The organism is Shumkonia mesophila (genome assembly GCF_026163695.1).
In the GTDB taxonomy this organism is placed as follows: Bacteria; Pseudomonadota; Alphaproteobacteria; order Rhodospirillales; family Shumkoniaceae; genus Shumkonia; species Shumkonia mesophila.
On record NZ_JAOTID010000023.1, the window covers coordinates 1 to 21,730 of the forward strand.

General features: G+C 59.5%; 14 protein-coding genes, 1 tRNA gene and 2 pseudogenes. 11 read left to right on the forward strand and 6 right to left on the reverse strand.

The window, feature by feature from the left end; genetic code table 11:
- Together ODR01_RS23260 and ODR01_RS23265 are read left to right on the forward strand one after the other, a co-directional pair.
- Positions 1-77 (forward strand) — tRNA-Met (locus ODR01_RS23260).
- Between the two features lie 98 nt (positions 78-175).
- The gene (locus tag ODR01_RS23265) at positions 176-301 is read left to right on the forward strand and encodes a hypothetical protein (RefSeq protein WP_316980108.1); all 126 of its coding nucleotides are present in this window, start codon (positions 176-178) and stop codon (positions 299-301) included.
- 347 nt (positions 302-648) lie between these two features.
- On the opposite strand, the pseudogene ODR01_RS23270 reads toward ODR01_RS23265, so the two are convergent.
- From ODR01_RS23270 to ODR01_RS23295, 6 genes and pseudogenes are all read right to left on the reverse strand, one after another.
- Positions 649-1,677, reverse strand: a pseudogene (locus ODR01_RS23270) (recombinase family protein); the annotation flags it as partial.
- 219 nt (positions 1,678-1,896) lie between these two features.
- A complete protein-coding gene (locus tag ODR01_RS23275; RefSeq protein WP_316980109.1) occupies positions 1,897-3,690 on the reverse strand; it encodes a type IV secretion system DNA-binding domain-containing protein in 1,794 nt (597 codons plus the stop codon).
- 3 nt (positions 3,691-3,693) lie between these two features.
- Positions 3,694-4,323 carry a hypothetical protein gene (locus ODR01_RS23280; protein WP_316980110.1) on the reverse strand — a complete coding sequence of 210 codons (630 nt, stop codon included), beginning with the start codon at positions 4,321-4,323 and terminating at the stop codon, positions 3,694-3,696.
- Positions 4,320-5,126 (reverse strand): P-loop NTPase family protein, encoded by an 807-nt coding sequence (locus tag ODR01_RS23285; RefSeq protein WP_316980111.1) that lies wholly within the window; start codon positions 5,124-5,126, stop codon positions 4,320-4,322. The genes ODR01_RS23280 and ODR01_RS23285 overlap by 4 nt, the downstream gene beginning before the upstream one ends.
- 88 nt (positions 5,127-5,214) lie before the next feature.
- Positions 5,215-5,979 (reverse strand): hypothetical protein, encoded by a 765-nt coding sequence (locus ODR01_RS23290; protein ID WP_316980112.1) that lies wholly within the window; start codon positions 5,977-5,979, stop codon positions 5,215-5,217.
- A 16-nt stretch (positions 5,980-5,995) separates the two neighbouring features.
- Positions 5,996-6,463, reverse strand: coding sequence for a hypothetical protein (locus tag ODR01_RS23295; RefSeq protein ID WP_316980113.1), 468 nt, complete (start codon positions 6,461-6,463; stop codon positions 5,996-5,998).
- 152 nt (positions 6,464-6,615) lie between these two features.
- On the opposite strand from ODR01_RS23295, the gene mobF reads away from it, so the two are divergent.
- The 9 genes and pseudogenes from mobF to ODR01_RS23340 all read left to right on the forward strand — a co-directional run.
- Positions 6,616-9,261, forward strand: coding sequence for a MobF family relaxase (mobF, locus tag ODR01_RS23300; RefSeq protein ID WP_316980114.1), 2,646 nt, complete (start codon positions 6,616-6,618; stop codon positions 9,259-9,261).
- A 171-nt stretch (positions 9,262-9,432) separates the two neighbouring features.
- Positions 9,433-12,297: an SNF2-related protein gene (locus ODR01_RS23305; protein WP_316980115.1), complete on the forward strand. Its 2,865-nt coding sequence runs from the start codon at positions 9,433-9,435 to the stop codon at positions 12,295-12,297.
- On the forward strand, positions 12,294-12,479 hold the full coding sequence (locus ODR01_RS23310; RefSeq protein WP_316980116.1) for a hypothetical protein: 186 nt from the start codon (positions 12,294-12,296) through the stop codon (positions 12,477-12,479). Before ODR01_RS23305 ends, ODR01_RS23310 begins: the two co-directional genes overlap by 4 nt.
- Positions 12,476-14,791 carry an AAA family ATPase gene (locus ODR01_RS23315; RefSeq protein WP_316980117.1) on the forward strand — a complete coding sequence of 772 codons (2,316 nt, stop codon included), beginning with the start codon at positions 12,476-12,478 and terminating at the stop codon, positions 14,789-14,791. Before ODR01_RS23310 ends, ODR01_RS23315 begins: the two co-directional genes overlap by 4 nt.
- A 5-nt stretch (positions 14,792-14,796) precedes the next feature.
- Complete coding sequence (locus ODR01_RS23320; protein WP_316980118.1) at positions 14,797-16,428, forward strand: site-specific DNA-methyltransferase; 1,632 nt, start codon at positions 14,797-14,799, stop codon at positions 16,426-16,428.
- Entirely contained in the window at positions 16,425-17,474 is a 1,050-nt protein-coding gene (locus tag ODR01_RS23325; protein WP_316980119.1) for a virulence RhuM family protein, read from the forward strand. Before ODR01_RS23320 ends, ODR01_RS23325 begins: the two co-directional genes overlap by 4 nt.
- Complete coding sequence (locus ODR01_RS23330; RefSeq protein WP_316980120.1) at positions 17,471-20,179, forward strand: DEAD/DEAH box helicase; 2,709 nt, start codon at positions 17,471-17,473, stop codon at positions 20,177-20,179. Before ODR01_RS23325 ends, ODR01_RS23330 begins: the two co-directional genes overlap by 4 nt.
- A gap of 58 nt (positions 20,180-20,237) precedes the next feature.
- Complete coding sequence (locus ODR01_RS23335) at positions 20,238-21,155, forward strand: DUF5655 domain-containing protein (RefSeq protein ID WP_316980121.1); 918 nt, start codon at positions 20,238-20,240, stop codon at positions 21,153-21,155.
- A gap of 111 nt (positions 21,156-21,266) precedes the next feature.
- Positions 21,267-21,677 (forward strand): annotated as a pseudogene (locus ODR01_RS23340) (ISL3 family transposase); the annotation flags it as partial.
- Positions 21,678-21,730 lie beyond the last annotated feature (53 nt).

Consider the following 21,730-nt stretch of genomic DNA (forward strand, 5'->3'; position numbering starts at 1 on the left):
CGCGGGGTGGAGCAGCCCGGTAGCTCGTCAGGCTCATAACCTGAAGGTCGCAGGTTCAAATCCTGCCCCCGCAACCAGCTTCAATTGCAATAACCCCTCCGGCGAAAACCGCGAGGGGTTTTTGTCGTCCGCGCAAAGCTGAAGAATGCCGGCGAGGGCGCCCTTGAGATCGACCTTGAGCGCCCCGTCCTCCGGAACCAGGACGATCGCCTCGATGAGCGAGCGGATCAGCTCGGCCGCCTCGGTGCGGGTCTCGTCGCTGTTCAAGGCCTCGGTGAGGTCGGCGACCTTGCGACGGTAGAGCTTGGCCAAGCCTGGATGGATGAGCGGCTTCTCTTCGGGCGCCGCTTGCAGTCGAGCCGTCAGGTCTTGCTTGCGCGCTTCGAGGGCGATCATCTCGTCTTTGATCGATGAAGCCGGGACACCATCCTTAATGGCTTCGATGATGCGGCGAATGCCGCGATTGACCTTCTCCAGGTCCCGTTCCAGGGATGCCCGCGCATCCTGTTCACGCCGATGCAGGAGATTGAGCTCGCGGGTGAACTCCGCGCAGTATTCTTCGAAAAGGCCCGGGTCCATCAGGTGATGGCGCAGGCCATCGAGGACATGGGCTTCCAGGACGTCGCGCCGGATCGTCAGGCGGTTGTTGCAGGTTCCCTTGTTGCGGGCCGTCGAACAGCCGAGCAAACGTTCGCCGATCATCGAGAACCCGCCGCCGCAACAGCCGCACTTGATCATTCCAGAAAAGAGATAGCGGGGCCGGCGTCGGTTCCAGAAGGGGCGGGCCTCGGTGTCCTTGTGCGACTTGGCGACACCAATCTGGCGAGCCTTTACCCGATCCCAGAGATCCTGGGGAACGATGCGAAGGTCCGGGACGTCCTTAACGATCCAATCCGCCTCAGGGTTGAGGCGGGAGACCCGCTTGCCGGTCTCGGGGTCCTTCATATAGCGCAGGCGGTTCCAGACCAGCCGTCCGATATAGAGCTCGTTATTGAGGATGCCGGTACCGCGCGCTGCGTTGCCATTGAGGGTGGAGGGCCCCCAGGTACTCCCCTGCGGGCCGGGAACGCCGCCCCGGTTTAGCTTCTGAGCGATTGCCCGCGGGCTCTCGCCTTGGGCGTATTGCGTGAAGATCGCAACGACGATCGAGGCTTCCGTATCGTTGATGGTCCGATCGCCGCGAAGAGGCGTGCCGTCGGCGGCCAGCTTGGTGACCACGTCATAACCGTACGCGTTGCCACCGCCGCTCTTGCCCTGTTCCACCCGTCCGCGCAGACCGCGCCGAGTCTTGGCGGCGAGGTCTTTGAGAAAGAGGCTGTTCATCGTGCCCTTGAGGCCGACGTGCAGCTCGTTGATCTCGCCTTCGGAAAGGGTGATGAGCTTGACGTTGTGGAAGGAGAGCCGCTTGAAAATGCCGGCGACGTCTTCCTGATCGCGGCTCAGACGATCGAGCGCTTCGGCAACGACGATATGGATGGTGCCGGTCTGGCAATCGTGAAGGAGGGATTGGATGCCGGGGCGATTGAGCGTGGCGCCGCTTAAGGCATAGTCGGTATAGGACTGAATGAGGTCGGCGCCGAGGCGCCCGACATGTTCGGCGCAGAGGCGGATCTGATCCTCGATGGAGGCGGCGCGCTGTTGATCCGAAGAATATCGGGCATAGATCACGGCGCGCATCGTCAACTCCCTTCCTTGACCTCCGGGTTAGTAGAATCCGACCCATCGACGTTGTCAACGGACCGAGGGGAGAGCCGGGAGCGGTAATACTCGCGGGCCGATTGCCGCGCCAGCAGGCGAACCAGTTCCACCAAGGGCTCGACCGCCTCGCGAGGATAACCCGGCAGAGGCATTCGAGGGGAACCGGCCACGATGGGCTGGCGCGGCTTCATCGGAGACCTAGGCCACCGTCCAGGCGGCCGGCTTGGCGGCCGGGCGCCGCTCCGGCCAAATGGTGATCGGCCAATCGGCCTGATAGAGGTTGCCGCCGGTCAAAAGCAGGGCGCGAATCTTGGTCTCTCCCCCGGTCTCGACCAGGCCGAGGTCACGCTCCAGGAAGTCCGGCAGGACGACGGGGACGACGGCTGTCCGGACTTGCTTGTTGACGCTCCGCGTGCTTCCGCGCTTCTCCCGCAAGCTCCCCGGCGACCAGGTAACCGTCTTCTCCGTCCACGAAACCTCCCGCTGTCCGATCAGTTCTTCGGCGATGAACTTGGCTGAAGGGCCGGCGTTCATTCGGCAGATGATCTTGGTCTCGATCGTGTTGAGCCAGGTCTTGCGGGCTTCCGGGCCATAGAGCTCGGAAAGCTGTTCGAGATCCTGGACGCCCAGAGCGCAGCGGATACCGCGTGAGCGGCCGACTTCGAGGAATTGCTGGAACCCCTTGAGCTTGCCCAATTGGGCGAACTCATCCAGTACCAACCAGATCCGGCGGGAAGGCGAATCGCCGAATCCGGCGCTGGCCGCATAGTTGGCCATCAGTTGGACAGCGGCGCCGATCCAGGCTTCCGAGAGGTCTGAGAACTCCGATGAGCGTTGCAGGACGAAGGTGCGTCGCTTCGCCCCTTCGTCGTTGAGCCACGCCGTGAGCGAGACCCGACGTTCTTCGGGAATGTCGCTCCAGGCCGCCGCCAGGGGGCTGACGATGGAGCCGATGCTTGACCACAGGGTGACCAGGAAGCTGAAGGAGGTCTTGTGCGGAATACCCTTCTCATCGACTTCCACAAGTCGGGCGCCCTCCGGATGGGTGTCCATCAGCAAGGCCTGCAAATCCAAGGGCGAGGAGAAGGCCGTATCGCGCAGATGCCGCCAGTCCCATTGGTCGCCATGCCGAAGTTGAAGGTAGCGGATAACGCCCGTGAGGATCTCGCGGGCGCCGTTCGTCCACATGGGCTCCCGGCCGGCGGGGATGAGGCGGCCGGCGAGTTCGCGGGCTGCTGCCAGGCCTTGGCAGTCTTTGGCGATTTGCCATGCCCAGGAGCGGGCATCGTGCGGGGCGAGCAGGATGAAATCGTCATCGGGGAGCGAGGCCGTCATGTCCCCCTTGGTGTCGTGAATGAGGATCTTGGCGCCATCGCGCAAAAGCTGATCGATCCAGAAGAGCAGCGTTTGGGTTTTGCCGCCGCCTGAGGCGCCGACCAACAGGAAATGCTTGGTCTCCGTCTCCAGGCTGATCGGGATGCGAGGGGCGACATCGATCCCTCGCCCGGACTTGCTAATCGACTTGCGCTGCGCGTGTCGGGCCTGGCGGATGGCCATGGCGCCTTTGAGCAAGCGGCGACCCCGGATGTGCTTGAGACGGTCGACCTTGTCCAATCCCCGGTAGGCATAGAGGCCGACGATGACGGCGGTGATGAGGGCGACGCCGACGATGACAACCAATCGGAAGGTGAGGGGGACGATGAGGTCGAAGCTGTCGATGGTATCGATCGTCCTCCAGACAATGGACGCGGGGTGCTGGAGGAGCCGGAACACCGGCTCCGCCGTTACGGCATCGGTGCCGGCGGAACTGAAGAGCTCCCGAAGCCAGGTGATCGAGGGGGTGAAGGGTTGATCGGCGTACCAGCCGGTTGGCGGTGCGGCCACGAATCCGGCCCAGGCGGCGATGCCGCCGGCAACGAGGGTCGACGTCAGGGTGTTGAGGGCGACGGGCCAAGCCGGTTTGCGTTCGAGTTGCGGGGCGTAGTCGGTCATGGGCTAGTTCTCCAGTCGAATGCGGTCGCGCCAGACGATGAGTTGATCGCCGCGATAGAGCGACGAGCGGCCGGCGAGATGGTGGTTGACGGTCTTAAGCTCTCGCGGGTTTTGGCCGAGGGCTTGTGCCGCCTGGTCCCACGAAAGACCCTTCTTGACGACGTAGGTGCAGCCATCGCTCGCCAGCGTCAGGCGCCGGCAGTCGGGCCATGTCGCGACGTCGGATGGGAGCGACGACGGCGAGGTGACGTAGGCGGTGAGTTGATGCTCGTGGGCGAGCGCCGCCAGGCCGCCGCCGGCCAGGATGGAGGCGGTGAGGAGCCCGATGAGCTGGCACCGCCCGGGCAAGGGAAGTCGGTTCCACAGGCGCCGAACGGCAGATGGACCAGCCGGATCGGGACTTCTGTGCCTGGGGGAGCCGATCTGCGTCGTTGGGTGGCCCTGTTGGGCGACCTTGGAGAAGAGCTCCGCTCGCTGTTGGGGCGTCAGCCGGGCAAACAGCGTCGGGTCGGTGTTGTGCAGGTCCGAGACCGGGACGCGCTTGAGCGCGCTCAGAAGTTCGGTACGGCCCTGCTGGAGGTCTTGGGAGGCTTGAGCCATCAAACTGCGGGCCTTGCGATCGCCCGCGGTCATGGTTCGACCTCCTCTCCGAACGGAAGGAGCCGGCTCAGTTCCTCCTCCATCTGGGCAAAGAAGGCCAATACGTCGCCGCGTGCCAGTTTGGCCTCGGGACGCGACAGGCCGGTGAGATCCATGATCTCCGGGATCTCCATCGTGCCGACGCCGATCAACCGGCAATGGTTCTGTTCGAAGGGCCGCCAGGAGCCGGCTTCGATCAGCGGCATCGAAATGCGTGTCAGGCCGTCGAGAAGGGGCATCAGGTCTTCGGCGTAGAGCTGGCCGGCCTGCGAGGCCGTCGACAGGTCTTCGAGGCGGCCGTCTCTAAGGTTCTCGACGAAGACAGGCGTCAGGGACGGCAGCGTGGAGCGGAATTGTTGGATGGCCCGGCAGGCTTGTCGGAGGCTCTCCGGCTCGGCGACGGCCGGGATGAAAACGTATCCAGTGAGGCCGAACATACGGAGGTCTTCCTCCAGATCGATCAAGCCGGCGTAGTCGGTAAGATTGCCGATCTGGGTGGCGCCGACGTCGAGAAGCAGGGTGTCCGTGGAGCCGACCAAGGCTTCGATCCCCCGATACAACGGGTCGAAGACCTTAGTGATCGCCGTCGGGTCGCGGCGGGCGAGCTTGAGGGTCTGGATATCGAGGCTGACGACGCTGTGGCCGACGGCCTTCTCAAGGCGCTGTTGATCGTCGAGTTGAAAAAGCCGTAACGGTCGGTCGTTCAGGTCGAACAGGTCGGCGATCGCCAGCGACAGGAGGCTCTTGCCGATGCCCCCCTTGCCGGACGCGACGACCAGGAGTTGGTTGGATGACATGAAGATATCTCCTCTCCCATGAGCGGGAGAGGAGACGGTGACGGAGCCGATGAAAGAGGGGAAATGGTAACTAGTATGGGCCGAATGGCTACTTCTTACCCTTTGATTTTAATTTGTTTTTGTCGCTTTCCCGAATTTCCTTCAGGGTCTCCGAGACCATCCTTCCCAAGGTTCCTTCCGTATATCCTATGTCGTCCGGTTCATTCTCCCGCCGTCCAAACAGCGGTTTTAGTGCTGCAATTAGCGTTGTGCTTGGCCATTGGTTGGCCTCTGGGCGCTGCTCGTTCTTACGGTGCAGCAGTTCGATGGCTTTTTTAATCCGCTGATTCCTTATGCTTTTTTTAGCGTCGGAGTGAGAATAGCCAGCTTTTTCAAGCAATGTGGTAAGCGCGATATCAGACGGCGTGTGCTCCCGATCAAAATCGTTCTGGGTTTGCTCCAACTTGCGCAGGGAGATCATGCACCGCTGGGCATTTGATCTTCGCCAGAACCCGACGCTGAGTTCGGGGTAGTCATTGCAATTCGTCAGAATCCAAACTTCGTGGTTCTTTTCACGGCGATTTCCGTGTTCATCAAAAACGTCAATCCAACGGTGGCCGCTATCGTGTATGTCGGAAGCAGAAAAGAGCTGAAATCGACACCCGTCGGAATAGGCAAGCATTCGCTGAGAGAAATCGATAGAGATCCCCGATTGCTGGCCAACATGGAGAGCATCGACCTCGAAGTCGGGGGTCCTCAAAAATTGTCTCTTAATCACGCCGCGATGAAAATATAGGATATAAATCAGAAATGCCAATAATAAAGGAATAGACACGTATTTGGAAAAATCTGCAAAATATCCGATGTACTCCATACTATTTACATTTCCTCTACTGGCGGGATTTCAAAGCCCTTATCATTTTATCTCGTAGGCCACCAAGCGTTTTTGGATCTTCTTTCTGGTGATGCCCGGTTTGCCCCGGTTGACCTGTTCGCTGTGCCAGAGTTGATGATGGTGTGCAGGCTGCAATTTTTTTGGCCGTCTGCGCGGCAGGTGGTTTCTCCGGATCTCTAGGCGAGAGAATCCGGGAAATCGTCGCACGAACTTGGCCAGCCGCCAGCGGCAGGCCGTCCTTCCGCGTAATTCCGGCGCGACCGAGCAGAGCGACAATTTGCGGCCAGGTCACCCCGGCCGTCTTGAGGTCGCTGAAGAAATCTATATGCCTTAAGAAGACACGTTCCAAAGGGATGCGCCCCAAGGGCCCCTCGATGTCCCTGGCGATTTCTGCCGCTCGCCGTTCTGCCGTCGCTTTATCCATAGAGAAAATGTTGTCATAGAGCGAAACGAAACGCAACAAAGAGAAGCGTTTCTTTTTGTTTCCACCACACCTGTGCACCTCCGATGCAGGGCCGGTAAGCTGTCGGATATTTGGCCATAATCATTACTCCGGGCCTTCGGCTCCGGAGCGTGCAAATAGGAGGGCCTCTTTTTTCAGCGATGGAGGCCATCATGGTTTGCACGGTCGGGGTCGGCACAGCGGCCGACTACTATCTGGATGAGCAGGCGGAGTACTACACCGGCGGCAAGGAACCGTCCGGGAAATGGTATGCACCGGCCGCCACCTTCGGTCTTAAGAACGGCGGAAGGGTCGACGCCAACATCTTCCGGCACCTTCATGGCGGGGCCGATCCCGACGGCGTTCCGCTCGGCCAGGACAACCGATCCCTCAAGTCCGAGCGCGTCGGTGGTTACGACTTGACGTTCTCCGCGCCCAAGTCGGTGTCGGTTCTTTGGGCCGTAGCCGACTCCAATATCCAAACCACGATCGAGGCGGCCCAGGAGAAGGCGGCGCGCGCTGCTCTCGACGTTCTTCAGGAGCAGGCCGGTTATGCCCGGCGAGGTAAGGGCGGGGTCACCCTGGAAAAGGTGAGGTTCTTGGCTGCAACGTTCCAGCACGGCGAGGCCAGGCCGACGGAGCGCGAGGACGGCAGCATCGCCAGCGATCCGCAGCTCCATACTCATTCGGTGGTCTTCAATGTCGCAAAGCGGGAGGACGGAACTTGGGGTGCCCTGGACGGTCGGCATTTCTTCAAATGGAAAATGGCGGCTGGCGCGATCTACCGAGCCGAGTTGGCCCATGAGCTCCAGGGGAAGCTTGGGTTAGGCATCGAGCGCGCCGCAAACGGCCTGTTTGAGATCGCCGGCATCCCGCAATCCGTCAGGGATCACTTCAGCTCACGCCGAGGCGTAATCGAGGATGAGCTCAAAGGCCGAGGACTGGAAACCAAAGACGCCCAGGCGCTGGCATCAGCGGTAACTAAGGCGAGCCGTCGCGCCAAATTGGCGCAGGACGAGACGGCCGAGGATCGTCACGATCGATGGACGAAGGAAGCCGAGGCCCTCGGCTTGTCCGAACGGGAGATTGCGGCCTGCATGAACGGGCAGGGGCTGGCGGCGCCTGAGAAGGGTGCTACGGACTTTGCCGCTCGATTGAGGGAGATCCCGCGCAAGCTCACCGAACACGAGGCGGTGTTCCGGATGGAAGCTCTGTATCAGGCTATTGCCGATGCGGCTCTGGTTTCCGGCAAGTCCGTCCACGACATCGAACATGCCGTCGCCGACCTGTTGAGGGAGGGGGATGTGGTCGAGGTTGGCCGGGACGAACTCGGCCTTCCCGTCTATTCCACCAGTGAGATGGTTCAGACGGAACAGGTGCTGGTCGAGACGGCGCAGCGAGGTAGCAACGTCTATCGCCATCGGCTGTCCCCGCACGACGTTGAAGCGCACTTGCGGGTCGGCAACCTGTCCGAGGAACAGAGGGATGCCGTGAGGTTCGTGACGGAAGGCGCGGATATCGCGGTCATGGAAGGTTCGGCCGGCGCCGGGAAAACCCATGCCCTGCGGACGGTTGCCGAGGCCTACCACCAGAAGGGATATCGGGTCATCGGTACCTCGACCGCATGGCGGATGGCCAACCAGTTGGGCGACGACCTCTCCATCGAATCGAAGGCCACCGACGCCTGGCTGGCCGCCAACGGGGTCGGCAAGCCGTTTCTGGATCACCATACGGTCCTGATCGTCGACGAGGCGGGCCAGCTATCATCCCGCCAGATGCTCCAGATCCTAAAGGCTGCCGAGAAGGCGCAGGCGAAGGTTATCTTGACCGGCGATCAGCGCCAGCTCCAGGCCATCGGCGCCGGTCCGGGGTTGCGGCTGGTCGCCGAGCAGGTGGGGGTTGTCCGTATCGACACCATTGTCAGGCAGCGCCAAGAATGGGCGCGAAAGGCGGTCGGCGATCTATCCTTGGGGCGAGCGGACAAGGCAATTGCCGCATTCGAAGAGAAAAAGGCCTTGCGGTGGTGCGGGAACGAGACAGAGGCCGTCCAAACGGCGGTTGCGGACTGGAAGGCCACCAAAGACGTGAGGCCAGACAAGACGGCGATGGTCATGGCGCGAACGAACAGGCAAGTCGCCGCCCTCAACGCCGAGATGCGCCATCATCTTCGCGAGACGGGGCGAATCAAGGGCAAGGACCATACGATCCAAGCTATCGATGCGGCCGGCCGGCCTTTCGATCTTCCCCTCGCCCCTGGTGATCAGATCATGTTCAGGAAGCGAATCGATGCGCTTGGCGTCATCAACGGAACCACCGGTATCGTGACAAGCATCAGTCCGACAAAATCGGGAGCCACGCTATCCGTTGCGGTTCGCGGTCGTGTGATTAGGGTTGCGACAACCGAAATTGCGGATGATGCCGGCCGGGCGCCGCTGGCGCATGCCTACGCCGTGACGGTATACAGCGCCCAAGGGGCGACCGTCGATTCCACCTTCGTCGTTGCCGACCATACGATGAAGCGCAACGAGATCTACGTGGCGGCGAGCAGGGCACGGGACGATTGCGTGATCTATGTGGATCAAGAAGGCGTAGGGAAGGCTGTGCGATCGCGGATGGCATTGAGAGATTCGGCACGCGCAGTCATACCCGAGGAGCGGTTAAGGGAGCATCTTTCGGAGGCTTGGGCGCAGGCTCAGACGAAAACCAGCACGCGGGATTTCTTGAATAAGGGCCAACCGGGCAGGGGCTCTCAGTTGGACCTTATTCAGCACAAAACCGCGATGCGAACTCACCTTCCACAAATTGAGCTTGCCCAGTAGGAGCTTTACTCAGAATTGCACTGCCCGGTTGTCAAATCTGACGGCGGGGTAGAAAATCGCTCCAAACGTCGAAGTGGTCTAAGCCATCATCACGGCGAGGAAATCTTGGCCTACCGGCGCGACCAGTAGTGGGGCCGGGCGAGTAGGCGCTCGAGGGGGACAAAGCGGGGGATGGAGCTAACCGCCTACCATGCAAAATATTTCGCCTATGAACTGACTCGACGCTGTTCCTCAGACAGCGACGAGAAGCTTGCAGGCGCCGTGGCTGGCGCGCAGGTCGATCTGAACCCGCATCAGGTTGACGCCGCTCTCTTTGCCTTCCGTTCGCCCTTGTCGAAAGGCGCAGTCCTGGCTGACGAGGTCGGTCTTGGGAAAACCATCGAGGCCGGTCTCGTCATCTCGCAGAAGTGGGCGGAGAGGAAGAGGCGCATCCTCATCATCGCCCCCTCGAATCTCCGCAAGCAGTGGCACCAGGAAATGAACGAGAAGTTCTTCCTGCCGTGCGCGATTCTGGAATCCCGCTCCTACAAGGAAGCCCAGAAGCAGGGCAATATCCGGCCGTTCGAGATCAGGAATGCCATTGTCATCTGCTCCTACCAATTTGCCCGCAACAAGGCTTCCGACGTCAACTCCGTACCCTGGGATCTGATCGTCATCGACGAGGCTCACCGCCTGCGGAACGTCTATAAGCCGTCGAACGTCATTGCCAACACCCTCAAAGGGGCGCTGGCGCACGCGCAAAAACTGTTACTGACCGCGACGCCGCTCCAGAACTCCCTGCTCGAACTGTACGGCCTCGTCAGCTTCATCGACGAGCATACCTTCGGCGATCTCAAAAGCTTCCGCGAGCAGTTCATCAACATCAGCCATGAACGGACATTCCGTATCCTTAAGGAACGGCTGAAGCCTATCTGCCATCGCACCCTGCGCCGCCAGGTTACCGCCTATGTTCCCTTCACGCGGCGCTTGCCGCTGGTGGAGGAGTTCACGCCCGACGAAAGCGAGGATCGGCTCTATCACTTGGTTTCCGATTATCTCCAGCGCGCTAATCTGCAAGCCTTGCCTACCAGCCAGCGGTCTCTGATGACGTTGGTGTTGCGCAAATTGCTGGCATCAAGCAGCTTCGCCATTGCTGGGGCGCTCACGACTCTTTCCACGCGCCTCAAGAACAAGCTCCGCCAACACGAAACTGCCCACTCGCTCGAAGAGGAGCTTGACCAGGACTACGAGGCGCTTGACGAGACAGCCGACGAATGGACCGAGGATGAGGCTCCCGAGCCCCTGTCCGAAGCCGATCAGAAGGCCATCGAGGCGGAAATCGCCGATCTTGAGGACTTTACGCGACTGGCGCTGTCGATCCAGCATAACGAAAAGGGAAAGGCTCTACTCAAGGCGTTGACTGCGGCCTTCAAGAAGGCCAAGGACATCGGGGCCGCCGAGAAGGCCATCATCTTTACCGAGTCTAGGCGGACCCAGGACTACTTGCTCCGCCTTCTGGCCGACAGCCCATTCACCGACGGCATTGTTTTGTTCAACGGCTCGAACACGGATGATCGATCCAAGCAGATCTACGCTGCCTGGAAGGTCCGGCATGACGGTACCGACCGCGTGACCGGATCGCGCACCGCCGACATGCGTTCCGCACTCGTGGATTACTTTCGCGAGGAGGGGCGGATCATGATCGCCACCGAGGCCGGTGCCGAAGGCATCAACCTTCAGTTCTGTTCCCTCGTGGTGAACTACGATCTGCCCTGGAATCCGCAACGTATTGAGCAGCGTATCGGCCGTTGCCATCGCTACGGCCAGAAACACGACGTGGTGGTCGTAAACTTCCTCAACCGCAAAAACGAGGCCGACCAGCGAGTCTTCCAGCTGCTGTCCGAGAAATTCCAGCTTTTCGAGGGTGTGTTCGGCGCCAGCGACGAAGTGTTGGGGGCTATCGAATCCGGCGTCGATTTCGAGAAGCGCATCGCCGGCATCTACCAGAAGTGCCGGCAGCCCGAGGAAATCAAGACCGCTTTCGACCAGCTCCAGCTCGAACTCAACCTGGAGATCGACCAGGCCATGACCCGCACCCGGCAGCAGTTGCTGGAAAATTTCGACGACGAGGTGCGAGAAAAGCTGAAGATCCGGGATCAAGAATCGAGAGCCTATCTTAATCGCTTCGAACAACTGCTCATGCGCCTGACCCGCCAAGAGTTGGACGGCAGTGCCGAATTTATCGACGGCTCTTCGTTCCACCTGAACGCGTGTCCATTCCCGGATTGCGCCAGGGAAATTGCGCTGGGGCGCTATGAACTGCCACGCCGTTCGGGCGAAGCCCATCTGTATCGCCTCAATCATCCGTTGGCCGAGGCCATCGTCGCCCGGGCCAAGGGTCGCGACCTGCCGGTTGCCGACATTCGATTCGACCTGAACAGTCACGAGGGCAAGATCAGCGTGTTGGAGCCCTTGCGTGGGCAGGCCGGCTGGCTCGTCCTCACTCTCTTTACCGTCGAGGCCCTCGATCAGATCGAGGATCATCTTCTGTTTGCCGGGGTGAGCGATTCGGGCACCACTGTCAGCGAGGATGCCCTGCAGCGTCTACTGACCGTTCCCGGCCGGGACGGTTTGAGCCTAGAAACCCCGGTGGACGTTTCGCGTGCCCTGGATTCCATCATTCAGCGTCGGCAGAAGGATATTCAACGCGGTATCTCGGAGCGCAACGCCAAGTTTTTCGCGGCGGAGGCCGACAAGTTGGACAGTTGGGCCGACGACCTGAAGGTTGGCCTGGAGCGTGAGATCAAGGAAATGGACCGTCAGATCAAGGAAGCCCGGCGTGCCGCCACCACGGCCCTGACACTTGAGGAAAAGCTGGCCGGCCAAAAGCAGATCAAAGCGCTTGAATCGCTGCGCAACCAGAAGCGCCGTACCCTTTTCGACGCTCAGGACGAGGTAGACAAGCGGCGGGAGGAACTGATTGCGGAGATCGAGGCCAAGCTGGCGCAGAATGTTACCTGCCAAGCCCTCTTCACAGTTCGATGGAGGCTTCAATGACAGACGGGGAAAAACCGGCTCAGAAACTCGCAGCACTAATCGTTGATCGCCTCGTTAAAGAAGGGCTTCTTCGCGCGGAGAAGCGCGACCAGCTTGCCGCAAAGATTGCCGCAGGCACGATGAAGGAAAGTGATTGGAATCTGGATATTGACTTGGCTTCGCGGGAAGGAGACGAGAAATGACGACCTCTCCTTTGAAGGCCATCACGCTTTCGGCGTTCCGCGGTGCCTCGACGCCGTTCAAGCTGGAGTTCGAGAAGGGAAAGAGGCTAACGCTGGTCTACGGCGAAAACGGGACCGGTAAGACTACCCTGTGCGACGCGTTCGAGTTTCTCGCCGAGGGGCGTGTTGGTTCGCTGGAAGAAAAAGGTCTGGGGGCGCAGCTCGACAAATTCTGGCCAACGGTCGGGAGTGAAGGCCGCGCCGTCTCCGTTTCGCTCGAAACGGCTTCCGGCTCCTGTTCGGGAACGGTGCAAGGCAAGAAGGTCAGCGTTGTTCCCGAGAACCAACGTCCGCGAGTAGGCGTTTTGCGCCGCAATCAAATTCTCAGAATCGTCGAGGCACAGCCAGCCAAGAGATATGAGGAAATTAAGCGGTTCATTGATATCGACGGGGTGGAGGCCTCAGAGGCAGAACTGAAGAAGCTCATCGATTCCCTAAAGAGGCGGCAGGCCGATTGCGTCACTGCCCTCGGCGAGAATTTGAAGGCGTTGGACGGGTTTTACGAACAGGCCGGGAAGCCATCGGCCGATTCCTCGCTAGCGTGGGCACGGGCAAGATTGGCCGCTCCCCAACAAGAGCTTGACGCGAATATCGGCGCTATCGGGAAGCTGCGCTCCGCGTTCCAGAATCTCGATGGCTTTCCGACCCAACACCAGGAAGCCAAGAAGAACCTGGATATCTCAAAGGCCGCCTTGAGTGAGGCAACGGCGGCTGTAGAGGCCGCAATCGCTCAGGCCGGCAGCGGAGCGGGCGAACTTCTGGACCTTATGCAGGCCGGGGCCAAGTTCCTCCACGACCACCCCGCGACGGCCACTTGCCCGTTATGCGACAGTCCGGAAAATATCGTAGGTCTTGCCGAGCGCCTCGAAGAAAAACTCGCAAACTTCGCCACTTTGACCGAGGTCAACGGGAAACTGACCACATGCCGTCAGGTGCACGAGATGCGGCAGCACGCCGTTGCCAGCTTGATCGAGCGTTACGGGCGTGAAAAAGCCGCATATATAGACACGCAAAGCGGGCATATTTGGCCCGCGATGTTCAAGCTCCCGACGACCCCGCCTCCTGAAGATATTGAAAGTCTGGCATTGTGGCTGACCGCCAACGAAGACCTGTCGCCAGCATGGAAGACCATCGAGGAGGAATGGCAGGGAGAAAAGAGATTCGCCGTCGCGCTCAAGAGGGCAGTCGACCAATATCTTGAGAATCTTAAAATCCAAAAACAGCTTGAGACGCAAATCCCCCGCGTCGAAAAAGCACATGCAGCGATCATCGAAGAGCGACAATCCTTCACGGACAAGCTCATCAGTGGAATCGCGGACGATGTTGGAGACCTTTACGAAGCCATCCATCCCGGAGAGGGACTCAAGAAAATAAGCCTTCAGCTCGATCCGGTTCGCCGTGCGTCGCTCAACCTCGGCTCCGAGTTCTGCTCCCAAAAAGCCCCTCCGCAGGCCTACTTCAGCCAGTCGCACCTGGACACGCTTGGCCTGTGCGTGTTTCTGGCTTTGGCGCTACGCGCTCAGCCCGACCAAACGATTCTCGTCCTTGATGACGTGATCGGAAGCGTGGACGAACCGCACGTCGAGCGGGTGATCGAGGCGATCTACGAGTACAGTCAAAAATTCCGGCACTGCATCGTCACGACGCATTACCGGCCGTGGCGCGAAAAATTCCGGTGGGGGTGGCTCAAGAATGGGCAGTGCCAGTTCGTCGAACTTACCGGCTGGGATTTGCCTCGGGGCCTGCGGGTGACCAACAGCCTCCCCGAGCTTGATCGGCTGAAGAAGTTGCTGGCGGATGCCTCCCCGGATGTCCAAGCGATCTGCGGCAAGTCGGGAGTAATTCTTGAGGCCGCTCTGGACTACCTGACTCAGAAGTACGAGTGCAGTGTTCCCCGGCGTTCCGGCAACGCCTACACGCTGGGCGATCTGCTGCCGGCCATTGGAAAGAAACTTCGTGAAGCCCTGAAAGCGGAGATCCGGGACGAGAAGGCCGCGAGCGGCGCGCCGATCGTGCGGGTCGTCGAATTGAAGCCCATTCTCGACGAACTCGAACGCATCGCACAGGCGCGCAACGTCTTCGGGGCGCATTTCAGGGAGATTTCGTTCGAGTTGCTGGAGGCCGACGCACTCAAATTCGCGGGGTACGTCGTCACGTTGATGGATGCGTTGACGCATCCCGAGGATGGCTGGCCCAGCAGCAAGAGGTCGGGCACCCACTGGGCGACAAGCGCCGACTCACGCCGGTTACACCCTTTAATCAGGCCAAGCTGAGGCTCATGAGCAAGAAACCGAAACTTGAACTGACATGGATCGGCAAGGGGGACCGGCCCCGGCTGGAGCCGCGCATCCTACTGGAGGACTCGGAGAGGTCCTACCACGCGGCTACTCGTGTAAATGACGGCGACATCTTCGACAACCGCCTGATCTTTGGCGACAATCTGCTTGCCTTGAAGGCGCTTGAGCAGGAGTTCGCGGGCATGGTGAAATGCGTTTTCATCGACCCTCCCTATAACACCGGCAGCGCTTTTGAGCATTACGATGACGGGATAGAGCATTCGCTTTGGTTGTCGCTGATGCATGACCGTCTTGAAATAATTATGAAACTACTATCAGATAATGGATCTCTTTGGATTACAATAGATGATAATGAGGCACATTATCTTAAAGTTATGTGCGATGAAATATTTGGTAGAGCGAATTTTACGGCAAATATTGTTTGGCAAAAACGCTACGCTCGCGATAATAATTCTGCGATTGGAAATGCGCACGATCATATTTTAGTCTATGCTAGAAATCCTGACTCATTCAAGTTGGGAAGAAATAGGTTGCAGTACGAAGAAAAAACAAAATCGGCATATAGAAATCCTAACAATGACCCTCGTGGGCCGTGGCAATCGATTTCTTTCACGGGCGCTGGATGGCGCCCCAATCAGATGTACTGTATTGAAGGACCAAAAGGGCAGAAGCATTATCCCCCCGAAGGGCGCCACTGGGCGACACTTGAGCCAGAATATTTGCGCCTTCGTTCTGAGGGAAGATTTTGGTTTGGCCAAGATGGAAATGGGGTCCCTCGGCTCATTCGGTATCTGTCTGAGGTTGAAGGATTGGTGCCTTCTACGTGGTGGCCTCATGAAGACGTCGGCCACAACGACGAGGCGAAGAAAGAAATTCATGCTCTGTTCGGAAAGGAAAATGCATTTGATACGCCGAAACCTGAGAGACTATTGAAACGAATCATCGATATCGCCACCAATCCCGGTGACCTTGTACTCGACTCCTTCGCTGGCTCCGGTACTACCGGTGCCGTCGCCCATAAGATGGGGCGGCGTTGGATCATGGTGGAGTTGGGCGAGCACTGCCATACCCATATCATCCCGCGTTTGAAGAAAGTTATCGACGGCGATGACAAGGGAGGTATCACCGAGGTCGTCGGCTGGCAGGGGGGCGGTGGATTCCGCTATTTCCGCTTGGCGCCCTCACTTTTGGACCAGGATAAGTGGGGCCGCGAGGTTGTCAGCAAGGCCTACAACGCCGAAATGTTGGCCGAGGCCCTGTGCAAGCTGGAGAATTTTACCTACGCACCCAGCGATGCAGTCTACTGGCAGCAAGGGCATTCGACCGAGCGGGACTTCATCTACGTCACCACGCAGACCCTGGGGTCCGATCAACTCCAACAATTGAGCGACGAGGTGGGGTCGGATCGCAGTCTTCTTGTCTTATGTGCCGCTTTTCGGGGGGCGGCGGATCGCTGGCCAAATCTTACCGTCAAGAAGATACCCAATCACATCCGCAGTCGCTGTGAATGGGGCCAAGATGACTACAGCCTGAGGATCGAGAACCTACCCAAGGCGCCGACCAAGCCGGGCCAGCAGGATCTATTCGGCGATGACGGGGGGACCAAACGATGAGTGCCGGCGAGTTGATCCTCTATATCACGGAGGATGGTACCACCGAGATCCAGCTTCGGATTGTCGACGATACCGTCTGGCTGACTCAGGGCGAAATGGCCGAGCTGTTCCAGACGTCGCCCCAGGCCATCACCCAACTCATCAAGGCCATCTATGCCGACAAGGAACTGGCTGAAACGGCAACTTGTAAGGAACTCTTACAAGTTCGCACAGAAGGCGCACGACAGGTTCAACGCAACCTGAAGACCTATAACCTGGAAGTGATCCTGGCTGTTGGCTATCGGGTGCGCTCCGAGCGCGGCATCCAGTTCCGGCGCTGGGCGACGACGGTGCTGAGGGAGTACCTCGTCAAGGGCTTCGTCATGAACGACGAACGCCTGAAGGACCCGAAGTTCGACTATTTCGACGAACTTTTGGAGCGCATCCGGGACATCCGTGCCTCGGAAGCTCGGTTCTACCAGAAGGTCCGCGACATCCTGGCCTTGAGTGTCGATTACGACGCCAAGGCCGACTCGGTTCAGACTTTCTACGCCATCATCCAGAACAAGATGCTTCATGCCGTGACCCATCATACGGCGGCGGAACTGATCGCGGCGCGAGCCGACGCAAACGCCTCCAACATGGGCCTGACCAGTTGGAAGGGCGGCCGGGTCCGCAAGGCCGACGTGACGACAGCCAAGAACTATCTGGGTGAGGCCGAGATCAAGGAACTGAACCTGATCGTCACCATGTTCCTGGATACCGCCGAATTGCGCACGACGCGCCGCCAGGAAATCCAACTGGGTGAATGGGAAACCATCCTTGACGGATTCCTGAAGGCCAACGAACTGCCGCTTCTGCGCACGGCCGGCCGGATATCGGCCAGGCAGGCCGAGCAGATCGCCCACGAACGCTATGAGGTGTTCGACGCCAAGCGGAAGGAAGCGGAACGCCGGGCGTCGGAGGACGCCGACGAACTGGAGGAACTCAAACACATCGCAGAAAAGGCGGCGACGACGCGCCATCGGCGCTTGGCTCCGGCCAAGAAGGGGAGGGGCAAGCGATGAACCATCATGTGAATGCCATTGCCGGCCGCCTCAGCCTGCGTCCACCCCAGCGCCAATCGTTGGAAATCCTCGACCGCATCACCGAAATTATCCCACCGCACAAGGCCACCGACGCGGCAGAGGCGCTGGAGGCCATTAAGGCCGAGTTCCCGACCGTTACCGATTTCGAGCGTGACTTTCCATCCCTCTGTTTCGCGCTGGCCACCGGTGTCGGCAAGACCCGCCTCATGGGCGCCTTCATCACCTATCTGCACTTGGCGCATGGTATCGACAACTTCTTCGTCCTGGCACCGAACCTGACCATCTACAACAAGCTGATCGCCGATTTCACGCCGAACACACCCAAATACGTGTTCAAGGGTATCGCCGAGTTTGCCACCGACGTGCCCGAAGTGATTACCGGCGACAACTACGAGACACGAGGCGCGCGCGCTCAATATGACCGTTCTTCCGACCTGTTCTATTCGGGCGTGCACATCAACATTTTCAATATCTCGAAGATCAACTCCGAGGTCCGGGGTGGCCGGTCGCCCCGCATCAAGCGGCTGTCCGAATATATCGGCGAGAGCTACTTCGACTATCTAGCAGGCCTACCCGACCTCGTTCTTTTGATGGACGAGTCCCACCGATATCGGGCGTCCGCTGGGGTGCGCGCCATCAACGAGCTTAAGCCGGTACTGGGGCTGGAGTTGACTGCCACGCCCTTCATCGAGACCAATCGGGGTGCGGTGGCATTCAAGAACGTCATCCTCGATTATCCCCTGGGCCGCGCCATGGCCGACGGCTTCGTCAAGGAGCCGGCGGTGGTCACTCGCAAGGATTTCAACCCCGCCGGCATGGCGGTGGACGAGATCGAACGCCTGAAGCTGGAGGACGGAGTTCGTTTGCATGAAGGCGTCAAGGTCGAACTGGAAACCTACGCCCGCGAGACCGGCAACCCCATCGTCAAGCCGTTCGTGCTGGTCATCGCGCGGGACACTACCCATGCTGGCCAGCTCATGCAGTTGATTCAGTCGGAGAAGTTTTTCGACGGTCGCTATGCCCACAAAGTGATCCAGGTCGATTCCAGCAGGACAGGCGCCGAGGAAGACGAGATGATCGAGCGGCTGCTGAAGGTGGAGCTGACCTCCGAACCGACCGAGATCGTCATCCACGTCAACATGCTGAAGGAAGGTTGGGACGTCACCAACCTCTATACCATCGTGCCCTTGCGGGCAGCCAATGCGCGCACCTTGATCGAGCAGTCGATCGGCCGGGGCTTGCGCCTGCCCTTTGGTCGGCGGACGGGCGTCAGCTCTGTCGACCGGCTGAACATCGTCGCTCACGACCGGTTTCAGGAAATCGTCGAGGAGGCCAATCGGCCCAACTCGACCATCCGCCTCCAGCAGGTGATCCTGGCGCCGGAGGAACTTCAACAGAAGACGGCGACCGTGGTGTCACAGTCGCGACTGGCCACCAAGCTGGGTTTCCATCCCGAACAGATGACGGCGAGTACGAGCGTGGTTTCCGACGGCGAGGCTCCGGCCTTCAAAACGTCCGAGGAGCAAAAGGTTGCGCAGATCGCCTACGCGGTGATACGCAAGCTGGAGAACCAACCCGGCAAACTGCCCAGCGTGACCTATCTCCAGAATCCGGACGTCCGGGAAGCGGTCCTGCGAGAGGTGGCGGCGCAATACCGCCCAGCGCAGTTGGACCTGGAAGGAGTATGCAGGCCCGATATAGCGGCGGTGGTGGCCAGGACCACGGACCTGGTAGTCCAGCAGACCATCGACATTCCACGCATCCTGGTGGTGCCGAAGGGCGAGGTCCGGTCTGGCTTTAAGCCGTTCACCCTGGATCTATCGAAGATCAACTACCAGGCCCCATCCGAGGAGTTGTGGGTTCAGCATCTGCGGACCAACCGCCTGGAAATTATCGGCTTGGGGCAAGGAAGCATCGAGGAAAACCGGCTGGAGGATTATGTCGTCAGTGGCTTGGTCGATTTCGACGACATTGCCTATGATGAACATGCCGACCTTCTCTATGACCTCGCGCGCCAGGTTACCGCGCATTTTCTGGGCTATCTTTCGGAGGGGGATGCGCGGCGAGTGCTGCGTATGTACCAGAAGCCGCTTGCAGCCTTCGTCCACGTGCAGATGCAGGAACACTACTGGGAAGAGGCTGTCGACTACGAGGTGGTAGTGAGCAGGGGCTTCACCGAGTTGAAGCCGAGCGCGTTTACCACATCGGCAAGCGAGCCGCCACTGGACTTCCGCACCTCGCCCGCCGACAAGAGCAACATGGCCAAATACCTTTTTGGCGGCTTTGAGAAGTGCCTGTATGGGGTGCAGAAGTTCCAGTCGGATGCCGAGCGCAAGATGTCGGTCATTTTAGAAAGGGAAGCACTGAAGTGGTTCAGGCCCGCCAAAGGGCAGTTCCAGATTTTCTACAAGCGGGGTGCCGATCATCCGGAATACCAGCCTGATTTCGTCGCCGAGACGGCCGACGTGATCTACATGCTGGAGCCGAAGGCCGCCAACCAAATGACGGAGGAAGAGGTTCTGGCCAAGCGGGATGCGGCCGTGAAGTGGTGCCGCCACGCCAGCGATCACGCCCGTAGCTACGGTGGCAAGCCTTGGAAGTACCTGCTTATTCCGCACGACGCTATCGCCGAGAACATGACGCTCGCAGGGCTGGAAGGGCGGTTTATTGTTAAGTGCGGCTGAAGCCATCGCTGCCTTTTGGCTTCTACAAATATGACAAAAAGCCCGTGGGAGCGTTCCAATGAGCGATATCAAACTTTTCCGCGTCGACACGAATGAGGTTATCGAACTGGAGGGCGCGTCGGTCGCATTGGAAAAGTCGCTCCAATCCATCATCGAACGAAACCTCGAAGTCTTTCTCGGTGTCCGCTTCCTGGCCTCGGAATTTTCGACGGGTGCCGAGCATGGCGGTCGCATGGACACCCTCGGCATCGATGAAAACGGGTGTCCAGTCATCATTGAGTACAAGCGTTCGACCAATGAAAACGTCGTCAACCAAGGCCTGTACTATCTCGACTGGCTGATGAGCCATAAACGCGACTTCGAGTGGCTGGTAATGGAAAAATTTGGCCGCGATGTCGCCCAGGCGGTCGAATGGTCGGCCCCACGGCTCATTTGTATTGCTGGCGATTTCACGAAATACGACGAGCACGCGGTCAAGCAGATGAACCGCAACATCGAACTCATTCGTTATCGGCGGTATGGCGATGGCCTGCTGCTGTTGGATTTGGTGAATGCGACCACCAGCGAGCAGACGGGAGCGTTGATGACGGTGCCGGCCAATGGCGGACAGAAAGGCCGCCCGCGGACAGTATCAGAGGCCTTGGCTCACGCAGACCGCGAGCTGGCAGACCGCTACGAAGCTCTCAAGTCTTACCTTGTTGCGTTGGGGGATGACGTTCAGGCCAAGACCCTACAGAACTACTTCGCGTTTCGCCGGATCAAGAATTTTGCGTGTGTCGAAGTTCATACCCGGACGCGGAACTTACTCGTTTTTGTGAAGGTGGATCCGGACACCATTGAACTGATCGACGGCTTCACACGTGACGTTCGGGAGATTGGGCACTTCGGAACCGGAGACCTCGAAATCACCATCCGAGACATGGGCGACTTCGAGCGGGCGAAGCCCCTGCTTGACAAGAGTTACGAGGCGTCGTGATTGCTCACATGCAAGACGGAAGAATATTGAGCTTGCTGGCAGCCCAATTATGGAACGGGAGGTCGCCGAGGAAGTCCCGTGTATTCGTAGCGATCAAGATCAGAATGGCTGGTTGCCTTGGGGGGCCACTCGGCGGCGAACTTCGCCCGGCGGCTGATGCTGCCCGTGAGCAACGACACGCTGCTGCGGGTCGTGCGGAGGTACGGCAGCCCCGGCTTCGTCCCGCCGACGGTGATCGGGATCGATGATTGGGCGTGGCGGCGCAACCAACGCTATGGGACGATCATCTGCGATCTCGAACGGCGCAAGGCGATCGCACTCTTGCCGGATCGCGAACCGGCGTCGGCGCAGGATTGGCTTTCTGGCCAGCCTCAGATCGAGATCGTTGCGCGCGATCGAGGTGGCGGCTATGCCCTGGCGGCAGCCAAGACACTGCCGCGGGCGACCCAGGTCGCCGATCGCTGGCACCTGATGGAGAACGCCAGCCGTGCCTTCCTCGATGCCGTCCGCAAATCGATGCGGCATCATCCCGGCTAGCACAAACACCATCAAGATTGCGTCAGAGCCGGCGCTGC